Source organism: Thalassococcus profundi (genome assembly GCF_003344785.1).
Lineage (GTDB): Bacteria > Pseudomonadota > Alphaproteobacteria > Rhodobacterales > Rhodobacteraceae > Puniceibacterium > Puniceibacterium profundi.
In genome coordinates, this window is sequence record NZ_QPMK01000003.1 from 121,442 (window position 1) to 139,320 (window position 17,879).

The window sequence follows — 17,879 nt, forward strand, 5'->3', positions numbered from 1 at the left end:
AAAGATCAATCCTGCGAAGGGCGTCCGCCAACATCGCCCTTTCCGCCGTCACCACCTTGCGACCCGCCGCACGGGCCGGTAAACGCAATCCCGACACCGCATCGCAAGAGGCCCCCATGTCCATCGACACAGAGACCGCCGCCCGCGTGGCGAAACTGGCCCGCATCAAGGTCGAAGACGACGCGCTGCCGGCGCTCGCATCTGAATTCAACACCATCCTCGGCTTCATCGAGCAGCTGCAGGAAGTGGATGTCGACGGCGTGGAGCCGATGGTGTCGGTGACGCCGATGCGGCTCAAGCGCCGCGACGACGCGGTGACCGACGGCGACCAGCAGGACCGCGTCCTGTCGAACGCTCCCGACGCCCGCGAGGGCTTTTTCGCCGTTCCGAAAGTGGTGGAATGATGACCGACCTGACCAAGATGACCGTGGCCGCGGCCCGCGACGCCCTGCGCGCGGGCGAGGTGACCAGCGCCGAGCTGACCGAGGCCTGCCTCACGGCGATTGACGCCGCCGATGCGCTGGGCGCCTTCGTGCACAAGACGCCCGAGATCGCCCGCGAGCGTGCCGCCGCCGCCGATGCGCGTCTGAAAGCGGGGGACGCGCCCGACCTCTGCGGCATCCCGATGGGGATCAAGGACCTCTTCTGCACCAGGGGCGTGCCGAGCCAGGCCGCGAGCCGCATCCTCGAAGGCTTCCGCCCCGAATATGAATCCACCGTGTCGCAGCAGTTGCAGGACGCGGGCGCGGTGATGCTGGGCAAGCTCAACATGGACGAATTCGCCATGGGCAGCAGCAACGAAACCAGCGTCTACGGCAACGCCGTGAACCCCTGGCGGCGCGGCAACGACGACGCGGCCCTGACCCCCGGCGGATCCTCGGGCGGGTCCGCCAGCGCCGTGGCCGCCGACCTCTGCCTCGCCGCGACCGGCACAGACACCGGCGGCTCGATCCGCCAGCCCGCCGCCTTTACCGGCATCACCGGCATCAAGCCCACCTACGGCCGCTGCTCGCGCTGGGGCATCGTTGCCTTCGCCTCGTCGCTGGACCAGGCCGGGCCGATGACCAAGGACGTGCGCGACGCCGCCATCGTGCTGCGCGCCATGTGCGGGCACGACCCGAAGGACAGCACCTCCGCCGACCTCGCCGTGCCGGATTTCGAGGCGGCGCTGACCGGCGACATCAAGGGCAAGACCATCGGCATCCCGCGCGAATACCGCATGGACGGCATGCCCGCCGAGATCGAAAAGCTCTGGTCCGACGGCGCCGACATGCTGCGCGACGCCGGAGCGAAGATCGTCGATATCTCCTTGCCGCACACCAAATACGCACTGCCCGCCTATTACGTTATCGCCCCCGCCGAAGCGTCCTCGAACCTCGCCCGCTACGACGGCGTGCGCTATGGCCGCCGGGCAAAGCTGTCCCAGGGCGACGGCATCACCGAAATGTACGAAAAGACCCGCGCCGAAGGCTTCGGGCCCGAGGTGCAGCGCCGTGTCATGGTCGGCACCTACGTGCTGTCGGCGGGCTTTTATGACGCCTATTACAATCGCGCCCGCAAGGTCCGCACCCTGATCAAGCGCGACTTCGAACAGGCTTTCGACCAGGGCGTCGACGCGATCCTGACCCCCGCCACGCCCTCGGCCGCCTTCCCGCTGGGGATGGAGATGGACGACCCGGTGCAGATGTACCTCAACGACGTTTTCACGGTTACGGTGAACCTCGCCGGGCTGCCGGGCATTTCCGTGCCCGCCGGAACCGACAAGGACGGCCTGCCGTTGGGTCTGCAGCTGATCGGGCGGCCCTGGGAAGAGGGCGATCTGCTCAACACCGCCTATGCGCTCGAACGCGCGGCGGGTTTTGTGGCCAAGCCCGGGAAATGGTGGTAAGCCCACGACACAGGCGCTGGAAGGTATGACTGGCATGAAAATTCTTCTGATCTGCGGCGCGGCGGCCCTGGCCCTGGGCGCCTGCACGACCTCGGTGCCCGACAGCGGCGCGGGGGTCGGCTTCGGCGACTACGACAGCTACCAGGCGCAGCAGGCCGCCCGCGACGCTCAGCTCGAAGGCCGCACCACCGTGCCCGCACCGTCGGATGTGCAAGGCAGCACGCTCGGCAATCCCGACCCGGTGATCGCCGGGGCCGAGGCGGCGCTGAACGGCGGCGGCCCGGTGCAGGCCTCGCCGTCCAATCCGGCGCCGCAGGTGGTCGAGAACGCCGCTGGCATCTCGAACGAGAACAGCTTCGACGCGGTGTCGAGCGAACGCGACATCCAGGCCGATGCGCAGCTCATCGCCCAGAACCGCGCCCAGTACCAGGTGATCCAGCCCACCGCGCTGCCCAGCCGCAGCGGCAGCGACGGGCCGAACATCGTGGCCTATGCCCTGCGCACCGACAATCCTGTCGGCACGCCGCTCTACAGCCGCTCGCGCTTTGCCAGCGCCGAGAAGGCACAGCGCGCCTGCGCCGGCTATGCATCCTCGGATCTGGCGCAAGAGGCCTTCCTCGCCGCCGGCGGACCCGAACGCGACCGCCAGAACCTCGACCCGGACGGCGACGGTTTTGCCTGCGGCTGGAACCCTGCGCCCTTCCGCGCGGTGCGCCGGAACTGACCCCCGGCCGGCATCCGTCCCCGAATTTCGGTCCGCGCCGCGATGGCGCGGTGCCCGACTTGGTCGTGATCCATTACACCGCCATGCAGACCGCCGAAGCCGCCCGCGACCGGCTTTGCGATCCCGAGGCCGAGGTGTCTGCCCATTACCTGATCTGCGAACGGGGCCGCTGCTGGCAGCTGGTGGACGAGGACCAGCGCGCCTGGCACGCGGGCGCGGGCCGCTGGGGCGGCGTCACCGACGTCAATTCCCGGTCCATCGGCATCGAACTGGCCAATACCGGCGCGCAGCCCTTTCCGGAGCCGCAATTCGCAACGCTGGAAACGCTGCTCGCAGACATCGTTAACCGCTGGCAAATCGCCCCTGAACGTGTCATCGGCCACGCGGACATGGCCCTCGGCCGCAAGATCGACCCCGGCCCGCGCTTCGACTGGCGCCGCCTCGCACGCCGCGGCCTGTCGGTCTGGCCGCAGGTTGCCGTCCCGGGCGATTTCCACGCCGACGCCGCCAAAGTCGGCTATGCTTTCGACGACAGCCAGCACGCGGCACTGTTGCAAAGCTTCCGCGACCGCTTCCGCCCCGGCGCCACCGGCGCCCGCGACGACACCGACCGCGCCCTCATTGCCGATCTCGCGCAGCGCTTCCCGGCCCGCTGATCTTCATCTTGCCGATAAACCTCCAGAGAGCACGAGAGACAGCGTCTCTCGTATCGCCCGGTACGGGCGATACTGCTGCGCCGATGTGCAAGCGCATCGGACGACGTCTCTCGTATCGCCCGGTACGGGCGATCCTCCTGCGCCCACGCTTCACTCCAGTTCGTAAGGCAGCACCCCGCGCCGGTCCGGCGCGATCCGCAGCTTGCGCTCGAGCGGCGGGACCGAGCGTTGATGACAGGCCACCCGCTCGCAGATCCGGCAGGAAATGCCGATCGGCTCGAACGCCCCGGCGCGGGCAAGGTCGAGCCCGTCGGCATAGACCAGAGCGCCGGCGTGCCGCACCTCGCAGCCAAGGGCGATGGCATAGCGCCGCACCGGGGCGCCGAAATGCCCCGCGGGTTTGCTGACATCCCGCGCCAGGCTGATATAGCGCACCCCGTCCGGCGTCTCGGCCAGCTGGCGCAGGAACTGGCCGGGGTTCTCGAAGGCGCGGTGCACGTTCCAGAGCGGGCAGGCGCCGCCGAAGCGGGCGAATTGCAGCCGCGTGGCGGAGTGTCGCTTGGTGATCGTTCCGGCCTGGTCGACGCGCACGAAAAAGAACGGCACGCCCTTGGCGCCCGGGCGCTGCAGGGTCGAGAGCCGGTGCGCCACCTGTTCGATCGAGGCGCCGAACTGCACAGCCAGGCGCTCCAGGTCGTGCCGCGTGCGCGTGGCCGCTTCGAGGAAGGCCCGGTAGGGCATCATCGCGGCGCCGGCGAAGTAGTTGGCAAGACCGATCTTGGCGATGGCGCGGGCGGCGTCGGACTGGAAGCGCGCGAGGTCCAGCGTCGCCTCCAGAAGCGCGTTCTGGCGCAACAGGGCCACCTGCAGCAGCAGCTGGAAGGTCTGGGTCTCGGGCGGGGCGAGCCGCGACAGGGTCAGGGTTCCGGTGTCGGAGTCGAACTGGCGCAGTGCTGCGTCCTCTGCAAAGCGCACGGTGACGCCCTTGTTCGCCAGCCGCCGGATCGCCGCGGCGCGGATGTCGCCCTCGTCGCCCAGAAGCTGGGCGAAGTGCTCGGCGGCGCGGTCGACCGCGTCGATGTAGTTGTCGCAGTAGTGGAAGAAATCGCGCACCTCTTCCCAAGGGCTGGGCTGCAGTTGCGCGCCCTCGCGCCCCAGCGCCTCGTCGAGCGACGCCAGCCGCTCGTGGGTCTGGCGGTAGGCGCTGTGCAGCTCGAGAAAGGCGCGGGCGAGGGCGGGGGCGTTCGAGGCGGTGAGCCGCAGGTCTGCGAGCGGCGGCGAACCGTCGGCAAAGACCGGGTCGGCCAGCGCCTCGCGCATGTCCGTCACCAGCCGTTCGGCATCGCCCTGGCCCAGCTCGGTCACGTCGAAGCCGAACTCCTGCGCCAGCGCCAGCACCACGGTGGTGCTGAGCGGCCGATTGTTGTTCTCCATCTGGTTCAGGTAGGGCAGGGACACGCCCAGCTTGGCGGCGAAATCCTTCTGCGTGAGGCCCAGCCGGGTGCGGATCTCGCGCAGCTTTGCCCCGGCATAGAGTTTCTGGATCGCCATGTCGCTTTGCACCTTAGCCTTGCGTCACGCGCAATTTTGCAAAGTCGTCAGGCGGCGTCCAGCCGATTCAGCTGCGCTTCGCGCCAGATGACGAAGAGGATCGCCACGACCCCGCCCACCGAGGTCAGGAACATGATCCACAAGAGCGGCCAGACCCCGGTGCCCGGCTGCAACAACGCGCCCGCAAGCGCCGACAGCGCAGCCCCCCCGCCGATCATGATCGCCCCGCCAAGACCCGACGCGGTTCCGGCGAGATGCGGGCGCACCGACAGCATCCCGGCGGTGGCGTTGGGGATGGTCATGCCGTTGCCCAGACCCACCAGCGTCATGAAGCCGAAAAATGTCAGGACGGTGCCGTAGCCTGTGGCGAAGACCAGCATCGACACGGCGATCCCGGTGGAGTTGATCAGCGCGCCCCAGCAGACCATCCGGTTGACCCCGACCCGCGCCGAATAGCGGCCCGAGGCGAAGTTGCCGAGAAAATAGCCGATGGCCGGGGCGCCGAAATAAAGGCCAAGCTCGGAGGGGCTGAGGCTGAAGACCTCGGAGCCCACGAAGGGCGCGCCGCCGAGGTAGGCAAAGAACGCGCCCGACGCGAGCGCCGCGGCCAGCGCATAGCCCCAGAACCGCGGCGCGGTCAGAAGCTCGGGATATTCGCGGAACTGCTGGCCCAGGGTCAGGCCGCTTTTCTGCGCGGTCTCGCCCAGGTCGGTCCAGGTCAGCCAGAACAGCAGGCCGCCAAGCGCGAAAAGCAGCCAGAAATTCGCGTGCCAGCCCCAGATTTCGTCCAGCACGCCGCCGATGGCCGGGCCGATCATCGGCACCACCGCCATGCCCATGGTGACATAGCCGATCATCGACGCCGCCTGGTCCTGCGGGACCATGTCGCGCACCACCGCGCGGCTCAGTACCATCGAGGTGACGATCACCGCCTGCAGCATTCGGAAGGTGAGGAAGACATACGGGTCGGTGGCCATCAGGCAGCCGAGCGTCGCCAGCATGAACCCGGCGATTCCCCAGAGGATGACCGGCCGGCGGCCGAACTTGTCCGAGATCGGGCCGATGATCACCTGCAACACCGCGTTCACGGCAAGGTAGACCGCCACCGACAGCTGCATCAGCCGGTATTCGGTCTGGAAATAATCGGTCATGTTGGGCAGGCTGGGCAGGAAGATGTTCATCGCCAGCGCCGACAGGCCCGCAAGCAGGATCAGGGTGAAGATGTGCGGCGGTGTGGTGCGGTCCAGGAAGCGGACAGTCGGAGCGGTGGCCATCCTGAGGTGGTAGGACTGCACCCCGGTGTTGTCCAAGTAAAAATGAACCAAGCGGTATGAGTTTGCAGATTTGCGATATTCCGTACGGAGTCTATCCAAACATTGCAAATTTGCCGAAAACAAGTTGATGCTGCGATGCGGCGCCCCTAGGCTCCGCCGCAAACAAGGGGAGCTGCGATGAAAGATATTCTGGCAGAACTGGAGCACCGCCGCACCGAGGCGCGGCTGGGTGGCGGGCAAAAGCGCATCGACGCACAGCACGAGAAGGGCAAGCTTACCGCGCGCGAACGCATCGAGCTTTTGCTCGACGAGGACAGTTTCGAAGAATACGACATGTTCGTCGCCCATCGCTGCACCGATTTCGGCATGGAAAAGCAGCGCCCCTACGGCGATGGCGTGGTGACGGGCTGGGGCACGATCAACGGCCGTATCGTCTATGTGTTCAGCCAGGATTTCACCGTTCTGGGCGGGTCGGTCTCGGCCACCCATGCGCAGAAGATCTGCAAGATCATGGACATGGCCGTGCAGAACGGCGCGCCGGTGATCGGCATCAACGACTCGGGCGGCGCGCGCATCCAGGAGGGCGTGGATTCGCTCGCGGGCTACGGCGAGGTGTTCGAGCGCAACGTCATGGCTTCGGGCGTGGTGCCGCAGATCAGCCTGATTATGGGGCCCTGCGCCGGCGGCGCGGTCTACAGCCCGGCGATGACCGACTTCATCTTCATGGTGAAGGACAGTTCCTACATGTTCGTGACCGGCCCCGACGTGGTCAAGACCGTCACGAACGAGGTGGTAACGGCCGAGGAACTGGGCGGCGCCACCACCCACACCCGCAAGAGCTCGGTCGCCGACGGCGCCTTCGAGAACGACGTGGAGGCGATTGCCGAAGTGCGGCGGCTGGTGGATTTCCTGCCGCTCAACAACCGCGAGAAACCGCCCGTCCGGCCCTTCTTCGACGAACCGGGCCGGATCGAGGACAGCCTCGACACGCTGGTGCCCGAGAATGCCAACACGCCCTATGACATGAAGGAACTGATCCTGAAGGTCGCGGACGAGGGCGATTTCTACGAGATCCAGGAGAACTTCGCCAAGAACATCATCACCGGCTTCATCCGGCTCGAAGGGCAGACCGTGGGCGTGGTGGCGAACCAGCCGATGGTGCTGGCCGGATGCCTCGATATCGACAGCAGCCGCAAGGCGGCGCGCTTCGTGCGGTTCTGCGATTGCTTCGAGATCCCGCTTCTGACCTTCGTGGACGTGCCCGGCTTCCTGCCCGGCACCGGCCAGGAATATGCCGGCGTCATCAAGCATGGCGCCAAGCTGCTTTATGCCTATGCCGAGGCGACGGTGCCAAAGGTCACGGTCATCACACGCAAGGCCTATGGCGGGGCCTATGTGGTGATGTCGTCCAAGCACCTGCGCGGCGACGTCAACTACGCCTGGCCCACGTCCGAGATCGCGGTGATGGGCGCCAAGGGCGCGACCGAGATCATCCATCGCGGCGACCTCGGCGATGCGGAGAAGACGGCGGCGCATACCAAGAGTTACGAGGACCGCTTTGCCAACCCGTTCGTCGCCGCCGAGCGCGGGTTCATCGACGAGGTGATCCAGCCGCGCTCTACCCGCCGCCGGGTCAGCCGCGCCTTCGCCGCGCTGCGGGGCAAGAAGCTGCAGACCCCGTGGAAAAAGCACGACAACATTCCGCTGTGAGCGCCCGAGCAGGCTGCGCACGGGCGTGGAGGAGACCCATATGACGATGACTGCGACCGATCAGGCCGAAGCGCGGCCCGTGCGGCGTGGCGGCTGGTTCGAGACGCGCAGCGCTGCGCGTTACGTGCTGGCCCGGCAATGGCCGCCGCGGTTCGACGTGACAGGGCAGGCGGCGTTCCCGGTGCTGCGGCGTGGGCGGCTGGCGCGGCAGATTCGCCAGGATCTGTGGCGGGCATTACAGGACTTGCGTGGTTTCTCTCCTGTGGTAATGGTTGCCGCTACGGAAAGCGGCCTGTACGTGACCGCCGGAGGGCGCATTGCCGAGGGCCTGCGCGCGCCGGCCACGACAGGCGACCGCATCACCGCTCTGCTGGAGGATCCGGCAGTGCGGCGTCGATGGGCCCGTTGGGCCCGCATCGGAGGGCGGACATGATCCGCCGCTCATGCCAGAACACGGCACCGGGTGCGCCCGTGTGCCAGACAATCCCGGCGGGAGGAGCCCGGAAACGGGGTCGGGATTGTCTCTGGCTGGGGGCCGCTCTGGCGCTCTGGACCGCCGCCGCCGCGGCCCAAGACCCCGAACCTATTGGAATCACCGCGCCTTCGGGGCGGGCCCTGACCCTGCAAGAGGTGCTGACCGACGACGCAGACGCCGGGTCGCTGTTCCGTTTCCGCTTTGTCGCTCCGTCGATTGCACAGGAAATGGGCGACATTGAGCAGAATACCGCCGATATGGAGTACCTCTGCCAAGGCTTTGCACTGCCGAAATTGCGCGAAATAGATGCCAATCCGCAACGTATCGTCATCAGCCTGGCCTCTGAACCCACTGAATTCGGGGTTCCGACCCCCGATGTGCGCCAGGTGTTCGAGGCATTCTCGGTGCAGGACGATCTCTGTATTTGGGAGCCTTTTTGATGCCTGCACAATATCTTGCGAGGCAAAGTTCATCCCGTGTGCGGGATGAGGCTTTCGTACCACAGGTGGAACTATGCGCTTGCGGTGCATATCTTTCGGAAAATCTTTCCGGTATTTTGGGGAACGGTTGCACCCAAGTGACCGTTACCTCTAGACGAGGGCAGGCAGGACCGTCAGGTTTTGTCCGTATCGTCGAATCTGACAGGAGTTATACATGTCCAAGAGCATCAAGCTGCTTACGCTTTTCGGTTTCGTTGCAGTTGTGGCCGCGTGCCAGCAGCAGCAGCAGGAAGAGTTCGTCGTGGTCGATCCCGAGCCGGTCACCGTCGAGCCCGTCTACACCGGCAAGTACAAGTAACCGGTCTCTGAGGCGGGTCCTTGGGCCCGCCTCAAACCACCGCGCGATTTCCGGCACCGCTGGCCCCGCATTCGCAGGGAGAGCATCATGCTGAAGCATCGCGGATTTCCGGGCCGGCTGCCCGGCACGGATTTCCAATTCACAATCCGCCGCGCCAACCCGAAAGGCGCCACACCCCTGATCCGCAGGGACCGCTACGCTGACCGGCGTGCGCCCGACAAGCGCGCCGACCTGTGGTTCATGGCCGCGCTTTGGTTCCATTTCGAAGATCAGCCTTTTGAGCGCGGCAATCTCGACGCTGGCCGGCTGAGCTGGCTCTTCGGCCGCGAGGTGCTTCCCTATGACGATCCTTTCGATCCCACGAGCTACGACGCGCAGCTGGTGATCGACGAAAACGCGGCGCGCGCGGCCTTTCCGGATGCTTTCAAGGGGAACATCTGGGCATGATTTCGCCAGCGCTTCGCGGATTTCAGCAAGAAGAGGCCGACGGACGCGCGCCTCTCGCGCGCCGCTTGGCAGGTGGCGGTTTCGATGCCAGCATAATCGCATCCCGTCTCCTCTGTCAGCAGCGGCGGAACGCGGGTTTTTACCGTTACCCTTCCCCTTTCGGGCGGCTTGGCTCTTCCCCCGAGCAGCCGCCCGTTTTTTTGGGCGGGATAGGCGGATTTTCGCTTAAAGAGCAAAGCTTTGCCGCTTTTTCGCGGATGTCGAAAATAGGCTGGAACGAAACCCTCCGCCGTGGTGTTGATGTGTCATACACAGTCATAATCACGACGGAGACGACCCAATGCACAGCATCGCGAAAATCACCGCCATCCTGGCGCTCACCGGCCTTGCCGCCTGCGAAGGTTCCGACCTCGAACGCGGCGCGCTCGGCGGTGTTGGAGGCTATGCAGCCGACCGCGCACTCGGCGGCGACGGCACCATCGGTGCGGCAGCCGGCATCGCGGCGGGCGTGGCCTGCGACGACGTCACGCCGGGCGTCTGCCGCTAAGGCACTCGACGGCGGGGTGACAAGCTCCGCACCTGCATACACCCGCAGAGTGGCACGCTCTGCACCCTCATGCAAAAGCCATCGGACCCCCGCGGTCCGGTGGCTTTTTGCGTTGGCGCCGCGGCGCCGCGCGGACCCAAGAACGAAGATCTGGAAGGAACGGACATGTTCGAAAAGATACTGATCGCCAACCGAGGAGAGATCGCCTGCCGCGTCATCAAGACCGCCCGGCGCATGGGGATCAAGACCGTTGCGGTCTATTCGGATGCGGACAAAAACGCCCTGCATGTCGAAATGGCCGACGAGGCGGTGCATATCGGCCCGGCGCCCGCGAACCAGTCCTACATCGTGATCGAAAAGATCATGCAGGCGATCCGCGATAGCGGCGCGCAGGCGGTGCATCCGGGATATGGCTTCCTGTCCGAGAACCCGAAATTCGCCGAGGCACTCGAGGCCGAGGGCGTAGCGTTCATCGGGCCGCCGAAAAAGGCCATCGAGGCGATGGGCGACAAGATCACCTCGAAGAAGCTGGCTCAGGAGGCCGGGGTCAGCACCGTGCCGGGCTACATGGGCCTCATTGAGGATGCCGAGGAGGCCGTGAAGATCTCGGGAGAGATTGGCTACCCGGTGATGATCAAGGCCAGCGCCGGGGGCGGCGGCAAGGGCATGCGCATCGCCTGGAATGACGAGGAGGCGCGAGAGGGCTTCCAGAGTTCCAAGAACGAAGCGGCGAACAGCTTTGGCGACGACCGCATCTTCATCGAGAAATTCGTGACGCAGCCGCGCCATATCGAGATCCAGGTGCTGGCCGACAGCCACGGCAACACGATCTACCTCAACGAGCGCGAATGCTCGATCCAGCGCCGGAACCAGAAGGTCATCGAAGAGGCGCCGTCGCCCTTTCTCGATCCCGAAACGCGCAAGGCGATGGGCGAACAGGCCTGCGCCTTGGCCGCGGCGGTTGGGTATACAAGCGCGGGCACGGTGGAATTCATCGTCGACGGCGACAAGAACTTCTATTTCCTCGAGATGAACACCCGTTTGCAGGTCGAACATCCCGTGACCGAGCTGATCACCGGCATCGACCTGGTGGAGCAGATGATCCGCGTGGCGGACGGCGAAAAGCTGTCCATCACCCAGGGCGACGTGAAGATCGACGGCTGGGCCATCGAGAGCCGCCTTTATGCAGAAGACCCCTATCGCGGCTTCCTGCCCTCCATCGGGCGTCTGACGCGCTACCGTCCGCCTGCGGAACTGGCGGTCGAGGGCGCCAAGGTGCGCAACGATACCGGCGTCTACGAGGGCGGCGAGATCAGCATGTACTACGATCCGATGATCGCCAAGCTCTGCACCTGGGGGCCGGACCGGGACGCCGCCATCGAAGGCATGCGCAACGCGCTGGATGCCTTCGAGGTCGAGGGCATCGGCCACAACCTGCCGTTCCTGAGCGCGGTGATGGACCACCCGAAATTCGCGTGCGGCGACATGACCACGGCCTTCATCGCCGAGGAATATCCCGAGGGTTTTCAGGGCGTTGAACTGCCCGCGGCGGACCTGCGCCGTATCGCGGCGGCGACGGCGGCGATGAACCGCGTGGCCGAGATCCGGCGCGCGCGGGTGTCCGGCACGCTCGACAACCACGAACGCCGGGTCGGCGACCGCTGGAACGTGGCCTTGCAGGGCGAGAGTTTCGACCTGAGCATCGCCGCCGAGAAGGGCGCCGCCACCGTCCGTTTCGACGACGGCACCGAAATGCGCGTCGCGGGCGACTGGACACCGGGCGACCAGCTGGCCAGCATGGAGGTCGACGGCCTCCCGCTGGTGCTCAAGGTCGGCAAGATCTCGGGCGGTTTCCGCATCCGGTCGCGCGGTGCCGACCTCAAGGTGCACGTGCGCACGCCGCGGCAGGCCGAACTGGCGCGGCGGATGCCCGAGAAAGAGGCCGCGGATACCTCGAAAATGCTTCTCTGTCCGATGCCCGGGCTGATGGTCAAGCTCAACGTCGCGGTGGGCGACGAGGTGCAGGAGGGCCAGGCGCTCTGCACCATCGAGGCGATGAAGATGGAGAACATCCTGCGCGCCGAGCGCAAGGGCACGGTGAGCAAGATCAACGCTGGCGAGGGCGACAGCCTGGCGGTGGACGACGTGATCATGGAGTTCGAATAACGCATGTCCGACACCGCCCAGACCACGGCGATGGCCGGCCTCGCGGCGCTTCTGGCGCTGTGGGGGCTCTATGTCTGGCGCGGCGGGTCGGAGGAGCGGCTGGCGGGCCGGCTGATCTTCCAGTTCTTCGTCACCATCGGGCTGCCGGTGGCCGCGGCGATGGGGCTGATGCTGCTGCTGGTGGCGCGGTTCCTCGACCTCGACGAAAGGGTCTGGCAGGCGCTGATCGCGGGGCTTTTCATCGCCACCGGCTGGCTCACCACGGCGATCTTCGCGGCCAATGCCCAGCAGCGCGACAAGGCGGAAAAGACCCGCGACTATCACAAGGCGCTTTACGCCGAGATCGGCAATGCGCTCAACAATCTGTATGACGCGGGCGAGGGCGAGGCGCACGGCAACCAGACGCTGGCGCGGATGCGGGTCGAACCGGGCTTCATTCCGCTGGTTCCGCGCGAACATGACGATCACATCTACAACGCCGTGCTGGACGAGATCGAGGTGCTGCCGCGCGTCACCATCGACGCCGTGGTGTCCTACTACAGCCTGATCAAGGCGATTTCCGCGCTGTGCGACGACATGCGCGGGGACAGGTTCCGGTCAGAGGAATTCGACCAGTCGCGCCGGATCGCGATGTATTCGGATTACCTGGAGATGCGGAAACAGGCGTTTCTGTCGGGTCAGCATGCGCTGCGGCTGATCAAGCTCTACTCCGAAGGCGACCGCGCCGGAGCCGAAGAGGCCGCGCGGCTCAGTAGCCCGGACGCGGGCCGGTCCGGCCGGTTATCGGGATCGGAGTGAACGGGATGTTGGGGTCTTTTTCCATGATCACGCCTCCTTGCGCTATACTGTATATAGGTGTGCGGCGCTACTGGCGCAAGGCATCGCGCCGGTCGCGGACCTCTTGCTGGCGCAGCGGCAGCTTGTCGATGTTGCGCGTAAGCTCGCGCACCGCCCAGGGTTCGGGCTTGCGCAGCACCACCGATCCGTCCTTGGCCAGCACCACCGTCATGAAGCCGCGCGGACGCAGCTGCCGCCGCGGCTGGCTGCGTGCATCGGGGTCGGTGTCGGTCACGATCACCACGTCGCGTTCGTCGAGCACGTCCAGCCGTTCGGTCAGCAGCTGCATCTGCTGCACGTACCGTGGATCGGCGGGGCTGTCGGCGAAGACCACCAGCGGACGCTTGAGCCAGAGCAGGTCGTTCAGATCGACCTCCGCGGCATCGAGAATCATCTCTTCGGTCTGGACCGGCGCTTGGATCGGTGCGGCGCTGCTGCCGGCGGACTGTGCGGACACGCCGGACGCGGCACTGGCAAGACCGAGGGCAAGCGCAAGTGTTAAGCATGTTTTCATACCCGCGAATATAGGCAGCCCGCGCGGCTTTGCGAACGGCCAAGTGACCGGGACCCGTGAAAATTTTAACGTTAAGGGCTTTGTCAGGGGTGCCGCGTCATGATCGCCGTGACTTGCAACAACGGCGGACACGGCCTTGGACATCATTCTGCACCTCGGGGCGCACCGCTGCGCCTCGACCAGCTTTCAGACCTACATGCGGCAATCGGGCGCGGCCCTTTCGGGACAGGGGATCGGGTTCTGGGGGCCGCAGCGCACCCGCAAGGGTCTGTTTCACGATTTGCCCGAGCAGCCCAGCAACTCCGTCCGCGGGCGGCGCGCGGCGGGGCGGGTGGCGCTGTCCTGCGCGGCGACGGCCCGGCGCGGGGTCGCGGTGCTGCTGGTCAGCGACGAGAACATGCTCGGCACGCCGCGCCGGAACCTGCGCGCGCGGTCGCTTTATCCGCAGGTCGGGGAACGGGTGGCGCGGTTCCACCATGCCTTCGGCGGCCGGCCGCGCCGCGCGCTGCTGCAGATCCGTTCGCTCGACAGCTACTGGGCGTCCCTGTTGGCCTACCTGCTGCCGCGCGGCTTGCCGTGTCCGGATGCCGAAACGCTGGCGGCGCTGGCCGCGGCGCCCCGCAGCTGGCGGCAGGTCGTGACCGACCTGTCCTGCGCCATGCCCGGGACCGAACTGCTGGTGACCCCTTTCGAACGCTTCGCCGCGCATCCCGACCGGCTGCTGCAACGGGCGACGGGGATGCTCTTTCCCCCTGCCGCGCCGGCGGACGGACCCTGGTGCAACCGGGCGCCGGACGTTCCCACCCTGGCCGAGGTCATGGCGGCGCGCGGCGAGGACCCGGCGCGACTGGGCGCCCGGTCGGGCCGCTGGATGCCGTTTTCGCCGCTTCAAGCCCTGCACCTGCGCGCGGCCTATGCGGACGATCTTTACTGGCTGCGCGCCGGGGCCGACGGGCTCGCGCGCTACATCGAGGAACCGGAACCGGACAAGACCAGGACCACCTGGCCGCCGGATCTGCTGGAAAGAGGACCAACCGCTGATGACACAGACACCCGAAGAGTGGCGCAAGATCGCTGAGAAAGAGCTGCGCGGGCGCAGCGTCGACGACCTGACCTGGCAGACGCTGGAAGGGATCGCCGTCAAGCCGATCTACACCGCCGAGGACGTCGAGGGCCTGCCGCACATGGGCAGCCTGCCGGGGGCGGAGCCCTTCACCCGCGGCGTGAAGGCCACGATGTACGCGGGACGGCCCTGGACGATCCGGCAATATGCGGGCTTTTCCACCGCCGAGGAAAGCAACGCCTTCTACCGCCGCAACCTCGCCGCCGGTCAGCAGGGGGTCAGCGTGGCCTTCGACCTCGCCACCCACCGCGGCTACGACAGCGACCACCCTCGCGTGGTGGGCGACGTGGGCAAGGCGGGCGTCGCCATCGATTCCGTCGAGGACATGAAGATCCTCTTCGATGGCATCCCGCTCGACCAGGTGTCGGTGTCGATGACGATGAACGGCGCGGTCATCCCGATCCTCGCCAACTTCATCGTCGCAGGCGAAGAGCAGGGACACGACAAGTCGGTGCTGTCGGGGACGATCCAGAACGACATTCTCAAGGAGTTCATGGTCCGCAACACCTATGTCTACCCGCCCGAACCGTCGATGCGGATCATCGCGGACATCATCGAATACACCAGCACCGAGATGCCGCGCTTCAACTCGATCAGCATTTCCGGCTACCACATGCAGGAGGCCGGCGCGAACCTTGTGCAGGAACTGGCCTTCACGCTCGCCGACGGCAAGGAATACGTGAAAACCGCGATGGCCCGCGGCATGGACATCGACAAATTCGCGGGGCGGTTGTCGTTCTTCTTCGCCATCGGCAAGAACTTCTTCATGGAGGCGGCCAAGCTGCGCGCGGCGCGGATGCTCTGGCACCGGATCATGACCGAACTGGGCGCGCAGAACCCCAAGTCCAAGATGCTGCGCACCCATTGCCAGACCAGCGGCGTGACGCTGTCGGAACAAGATCCTTACAACAACGTCATCCGCACCGCCTACGAGGCGATGAGCGCGGTGCTGGGCGGCACGCAATCGCTGCACACCAACGCGCTGGACGAGGCCATCGCCCTGCCCACCGATTTCAGCGCCCGCATCGCCCGCAACACCCAGCTGGTGCTGCAGGAGGAAACCGGCGTCACCAACGTGGTCGACCCACTGGCAGGCTCCTACTACGTCGAAAAGCTGACCCATGATCTGGCCGAAGCCGCCTGGGCGATCATCGAGGAAGTGGACGAGATGGGCGGCATGACCAAGGCCGTGGCCAGCGGTATGCCGAAGCTTCGGATCGAGGAGACGGCAGCGCGGCGCCAGGCCGATATCGACCGCGGCACCGAGGTGATCGTCGGGGTCAACAAGTATCGCAAGGACAAGGAAGACCCGATCGACATCCGCGACATCGACAACGACGAGGTGCGCGAATCCCAGGTGCGGCGGCTGGAGCGCATCCGGTCGAGCCGCGATGACGGCGCCTGCACCGCAGCGCTCGAAGAGCTGTCCCGCCGCGCGGCGGACGGCGGCAACCTGCTCGAAGCGGCGGTCGAAGCGGCCCGCGCCCGGGCCTCGGTCGGAGAGATCAGCATGGCGATGGAAAAGGTGTTCGGACGGCACCGCGCGGAGGTGAAGACATTGGCAGGGGTGTATGGCGCCGCCTACGAGGGCGACGAGGGGTTCGCCGCGATCCAGAAATCGGTCGAGGACTTCGCCGAGGAGGAAGGCCGCCGCCCGCGCATGCTGGTGGTCAAGATGGGACAGGACGGCCACGACCGCGGCGCCAAGGTGATCGCCACCGCATTTGCCGACATCGGCTTCGACGTCGACGTGGGGCCGCTGTTCCAGACGCCGGAAGAGGCGGCGCAGGATGCGGTCGACAACGACGTGCACGTGGTGGGAATTTCCTCGCAGGCGGCGGGGCACCGGACGCTGGCGCCGCAGCTGGTGCGCGCGCTGAAAGAGGCCGGCGCCGAGGATATCCTGGTGATCTGCGGCGGGGTCATTCCGCAGCAGGATTACACGTTCCTGCAGGATGCGGGCGTCAAGGCGATCTTCGGCCCCGGCACCAACATCCCCGAGGCGGCGCAGGACATCCTGCGGCTGATCCGCGAGGCGCGCGGCTGAGCCCATGCTGACGCTCGATCACCTGGCGGTGCTGGGCACGTCGCTGGCGGCGGCACAGGCCCATGCAGAGGCTGCGCTGGGCCGCGTCTTGCGCCCGGGCGGGCGTCATCCGCATTTCGCCACCCATAATGCGCTGCTGGGGCTCGAGGCGGGGCTCTACCTTGAAGCCATCGCCATCGACCCCGATGCCAAGGCGCCGGGATACCCGCGCTGGTTCGGGCTGGATGACTTCACCGGCGCGCCGCGGCTCGACAAGTGGATTTGCCGGGTGGACGACCTCGACGCCGCGCTGCAGGCCTTGCCGATGGCGGGCCAGCCGGTGGCGCTGTCGCGCGGCGACCTGCGCTGGCGCATGGCGGTGCCCGAGGATGGGCGTCTTCCCTGGGGCGGGCTCTTTCCGGCGCTGATCGAATGGCAGACCGCGCCCATCCCCGGCGACACCCTCTCGGAACCCGGCCTGCGGCTCGACCGGCTGACCGTCACACATCCCGAGGCCGGGGCACTGCAGGACCTGCTGGCGCCGTACATTGCCGATCCGCGCGTCGGATTCGAGACCGGAGCGGCGGGCCTGCGGGCACGATTCGCCACGCCCGAGGGCGAAAAGGTGCTGACATGATCGTCCGGCCCGCCGCGGCAGGCGATGCCGCCGCCATCGCCGCGATCCAGAACCCGGTGATCGAATCCACCGCCATCACTTTCACCACGCTGCTGAAGACGCCCGAAGGCATCGCCGAGGATATCGCTGCGCGCGGCCCCGCCTTCCAGGTGGTGGAGATGGACGGCGCGGTGGCGGGCTTCGCCACCTATTTCCCGTTTCGCGGGGGTCCGGGCTATGCCCGTACAAAGGAGCATTCCATCGTGCTCGCGCCAGCGGCCTGGGGGCAGGGCGCGGGCCGTGCGCTGATGGGCGCGCTGATGGATGCGGCGCGGGCCGAAGAGGTGCATTCGCTCTGGGCCGGGGTCAGCGCGGAGAACCCGGCAGGCGTGAAATTCCACGCCGCGCTGGGGTTCAAGGAGATCGCGAGGCTTCCGGAAGTGGGCCACAAGTTCGGGCGCTGGATCGACCTTGTGCTGATGCAGAAAATTCTCTGATTGTCGCACTGACAACGGCCCGGCGGCGCT

Annotated in this window: 19 protein-coding genes; 16 read left to right on the plus strand and 3 right to left on the minus strand. The window is 66.6% G+C overall.

Translation table 11 applies throughout. The annotated features are described in order from the left end of the window. The first annotated feature begins 116 nt into the window (after positions 1-116). From gatC to DU478_RS04885, 4 genes are read left to right on the plus strand one after another with little or no spacing between them, the layout of a single operon-like run. Positions 117-404 carry an Asp-tRNA(Asn)/Glu-tRNA(Gln) amidotransferase subunit GatC gene (gene gatC / locus DU478_RS04870; protein WP_114509827.1) on the plus strand — a complete coding sequence of 96 codons (288 nt, stop codon included), beginning with the start codon at positions 117-119 and terminating at the stop codon, positions 402-404. Beyond that, the gene (gene gatA, locus DU478_RS04875; protein WP_114510224.1) at positions 404-1,888 is read left to right on the plus strand and encodes an Asp-tRNA(Asn)/Glu-tRNA(Gln) amidotransferase subunit GatA; all 1,485 of its coding nucleotides are present in this window, start codon (positions 404-406) and stop codon (positions 1,886-1,888) included. The genes gatC and gatA overlap by 1 nt, the downstream gene beginning before the upstream one ends. Before the next feature lie 34 nt (positions 1,889-1,922). Beyond that, on the plus strand, positions 1,923-2,612 hold the full coding sequence (locus DU478_RS04880) for a hypothetical protein (RefSeq protein WP_114509828.1): 690 nt from the start codon (positions 1,923-1,925) through the stop codon (positions 2,610-2,612). Between the two features lie 50 nt (positions 2,613-2,662). Further along, complete coding sequence (locus tag DU478_RS04885; RefSeq protein WP_114509829.1) at positions 2,663-3,268, plus strand: N-acetylmuramoyl-L-alanine amidase; 606 nt, start codon at positions 2,663-2,665, stop codon at positions 3,266-3,268. Positions 3,269-3,418: 150 nt separating this feature from the next. Here DU478_RS04885 and DU478_RS04890 read toward each other — a convergent pair whose 3' ends face one another. Then, positions 3,419-4,819, minus strand: coding sequence for a helix-turn-helix domain-containing protein (locus tag DU478_RS04890; protein ID WP_114509830.1), 1,401 nt, complete (start codon positions 4,817-4,819; stop codon positions 3,419-3,421). A 47-nt stretch (positions 4,820-4,866) separates the two neighbouring features. Continuing rightward, positions 4,867-6,093: a multidrug effflux MFS transporter gene (locus DU478_RS04895; RefSeq protein WP_114510225.1), complete on the minus strand. Its 1,227-nt coding sequence runs from the start codon at positions 6,091-6,093 to the stop codon at positions 4,867-4,869. 177 nt (positions 6,094-6,270) lie between these two features. Here DU478_RS04895 and DU478_RS04900 point away from each other — a divergent pair, with 177 nt between their 5' ends. From DU478_RS04900 to DU478_RS04930, 8 genes are all read left to right on the plus strand, one after another. Then, the gene (locus DU478_RS04900; RefSeq protein WP_114509831.1) at positions 6,271-7,803 is read left to right on the plus strand and encodes an acyl-CoA carboxylase subunit beta; all 1,533 of its coding nucleotides are present in this window, start codon (positions 6,271-6,273) and stop codon (positions 7,801-7,803) included. A gap of 40 nt (positions 7,804-7,843) precedes the next feature. Beyond that, on the plus strand, positions 7,844-8,236 hold the full coding sequence (locus tag DU478_RS04905) for a hypothetical protein (RefSeq protein WP_233501114.1): 393 nt from the start codon (positions 7,844-7,846) through the stop codon (positions 8,234-8,236). After that, positions 8,233-8,718: a DUF6497 family protein gene (locus tag DU478_RS04910; RefSeq protein WP_147276316.1), complete on the plus strand. Its 486-nt coding sequence runs from the start codon at positions 8,233-8,235 to the stop codon at positions 8,716-8,718. The genes DU478_RS04905 and DU478_RS04910 overlap by 4 nt, the downstream gene beginning before the upstream one ends. Positions 8,719-8,932: 214 nt before the next feature. Further along, the gene (locus DU478_RS23090) at positions 8,933-9,076 is read left to right on the plus strand and encodes a hypothetical protein (RefSeq protein ID WP_199488288.1); all 144 of its coding nucleotides are present in this window, start codon (positions 8,933-8,935) and stop codon (positions 9,074-9,076) included. Positions 9,077-9,163: 87 nt separating this feature from the next. After that, positions 9,164-9,523 (plus strand): hypothetical protein, encoded by a 360-nt coding sequence (locus tag DU478_RS04915; RefSeq protein ID WP_114509833.1) that lies wholly within the window; start codon positions 9,164-9,166, stop codon positions 9,521-9,523. A 340-nt stretch (positions 9,524-9,863) separates the two neighbouring features. Then, positions 9,864-10,070 carry a hypothetical protein gene (locus DU478_RS04920; RefSeq protein WP_114509834.1) on the plus strand — a complete coding sequence of 69 codons (207 nt, stop codon included), beginning with the start codon at positions 9,864-9,866 and terminating at the stop codon, positions 10,068-10,070. Positions 10,071-10,235: 165 nt separating this feature from the next. Next, positions 10,236-12,236, plus strand: a complete 2,001-nt coding sequence (locus DU478_RS04925; protein WP_114509835.1) for an acetyl-CoA carboxylase biotin carboxylase subunit — start codon at positions 10,236-10,238, stop codon at positions 12,234-12,236. A 3-nt stretch (positions 12,237-12,239) separates the two neighbouring features. Further along, the gene (locus tag DU478_RS04930; RefSeq protein WP_114509836.1) at positions 12,240-13,034 is read left to right on the plus strand and encodes a hypothetical protein; all 795 of its coding nucleotides are present in this window, start codon (positions 12,240-12,242) and stop codon (positions 13,032-13,034) included. Between the two features lie 67 nt (positions 13,035-13,101). Here the strand turns inward: DU478_RS04930 and DU478_RS04935 are convergent, their stop codons facing one another. After that, positions 13,102-13,530 carry a DUF4174 domain-containing protein gene (locus DU478_RS04935; RefSeq protein ID WP_407703149.1) on the minus strand — a complete coding sequence of 143 codons (429 nt, stop codon included), beginning with the start codon at positions 13,528-13,530 and terminating at the stop codon, positions 13,102-13,104. Positions 13,531-13,723: 193 nt separating this feature from the next. Here DU478_RS04935 and DU478_RS04940 point away from each other — a divergent pair, with 193 nt between their 5' ends. The 4 genes from DU478_RS04940 to DU478_RS04955 are packed head-to-tail and all read left to right on the plus strand — an operon-like array spanning position 13,724 to position 17,849. Beyond that, entirely contained in the window at positions 13,724-14,665 is a 942-nt protein-coding gene (locus tag DU478_RS04940; RefSeq protein ID WP_114509838.1) for a hypothetical protein, read from the plus strand. After that, positions 14,628-16,757: a methylmalonyl-CoA mutase gene (gene scpA / locus DU478_RS04945; RefSeq protein WP_114509839.1), complete on the plus strand. Its 2,130-nt coding sequence runs from the start codon at positions 14,628-14,630 to the stop codon at positions 16,755-16,757. The genes DU478_RS04940 and scpA overlap by 38 nt, the downstream gene beginning before the upstream one ends. 4 nt (positions 16,758-16,761) lie before the next feature. Next, on the plus strand, positions 16,762-17,373 hold the full coding sequence (locus tag DU478_RS04950; protein ID WP_114509840.1) for a VOC family protein: 612 nt from the start codon (positions 16,762-16,764) through the stop codon (positions 17,371-17,373). Further along, positions 17,370-17,849, plus strand: a complete 480-nt coding sequence (locus DU478_RS04955; RefSeq protein ID WP_114509841.1) for a GNAT family N-acetyltransferase — start codon at positions 17,370-17,372, stop codon at positions 17,847-17,849. Before DU478_RS04950 ends, DU478_RS04955 begins: the two co-directional genes overlap by 4 nt. Positions 17,850-17,879 lie beyond the last annotated feature (30 nt).